The 1,254-nt window shown below is 60.4% G+C and carries 1 protein-coding gene; it reads left to right on the top strand.

The genetic code is table 11. From position 1 onward, the window contains the following. Positions 1-1,134, top strand: a 1,134-nt coding sequence (gene psbC / locus NZ705_12485; GenBank protein ID MCS7293760.1) for a photosystem II reaction center protein CP43, incomplete at its 5' end; no start/stop codon positions are given. Positions 1,135-1,254: the final 120 nt, after the last annotated feature.

Here is a 1,254-nt window from a genome sequence, read left to right as displayed (position 1 = left end):
TACGGGGTTGGCCCCGGTGGTGAAGTGGTGGATACCACGCCCTACTTTGTGACAGGGGTACTCCACCTCGTCTCTTCGGCGGTGCTAGGCTTTGGCGGCCTGTACCACGCGCTGATTGGGCCGGATACCCTGGAGCAGTCCTTCCCCTTCTTTGGCTACGACTGGCGCGACAAGAACAAGATGACCACCATCCTGGGGATTCACCTGATCCTGCTGGGGTTGGGTGCCCTGTTGCTGGTGGTCAAGGCCATGTTCCTGGGGGGAGTGTATGACACCTGGGCGCCCGGCGGTGGCGATGTGCGGGTGATTACCAATCCCACGCTCGACCCGCGGGTGATCTTTGGGTACGTACTGAACTCCCCCTTTGGCGGCGCCGGTTCGATTGCGGGCGTGGATAACATGGAGGATGTGATTGGCGGCCACATCTGGGTCGGCTTCCTGTGCATCTTCGGCGGGATTTGGCACATCCTGACCACCCCGTTTGGCTGGGCGCGGCGGGCTCTCATTTGGTCCGGGGAGGCCTATCTGTCCTACAGCTTGGGCGCCCTGTCCCTGATGGGCTTTATCGCCTCCTTCATGGTCTGGTACAACAACACGGTCTATCCCAGCGAGTTCTATGGCCCGACCGGGGCGGAAGCGTCGCAAGCGCAGGCGCTGACCTTCTTGATTCGGGACCAGAAGCTGGGGGCTAATATCGCTTCGGCGCAAGGACCGACTGGCCTTGGGAAGTACCTGATGCGTTCGCCCACGGGAGAAATTATCTTCGGGGGTGAAACGATGCGGTTCTGGGACTTCCGTGGTCCCTGGTTGGAACCGCTGCGGGGACCGAATGGCTTGGACCTCAACAAGCTGAAAAATGACATTCAACCCTGGCAAGAACGGCGGGCTGCCGAATACATGACCCATGCGCCTTTGGGTTCGATCAACTCGGTGGGTGGCGTGGCGACCGAAATCAACTCGGTGAACTATGTGTCGCCGCGGGCCTGGTTGGCTGCGTCCCACTTCATCCTGGCCTTCTTCATGTTGATCGGGCACCTGTGGCATGCAGGTCGGGCGCGGGCGGCGGCTGCCGGTTTTGAAAAGGGCATTGACCGCAAAGCCGAGCCAGTGTTCTCGATGAAGCCGCTGGACTAGGTTCTTAAACGAGCCTTGGTTAAACCCCTGGGACCACTCCTGGGGGTTTTTTATTGGGCTGTTGCCGGTTCTGGAGTTGGTGAAACCAGATGTTCAGCCCAGACGCGCGGGGGACAGGAG

The sequence above is a fragment of the Gloeomargarita sp. SKYB120 genome, assembly GCA_025062155.1.
Taxonomy (GTDB): Bacteria; Cyanobacteriota; Cyanobacteriia; order Gloeomargaritales; family Gloeomargaritaceae; genus Gloeomargarita.
Note: the sequence above shows the minus strand (reverse complement) of the source record. Positions and strands in the feature narration are given on the sequence as shown.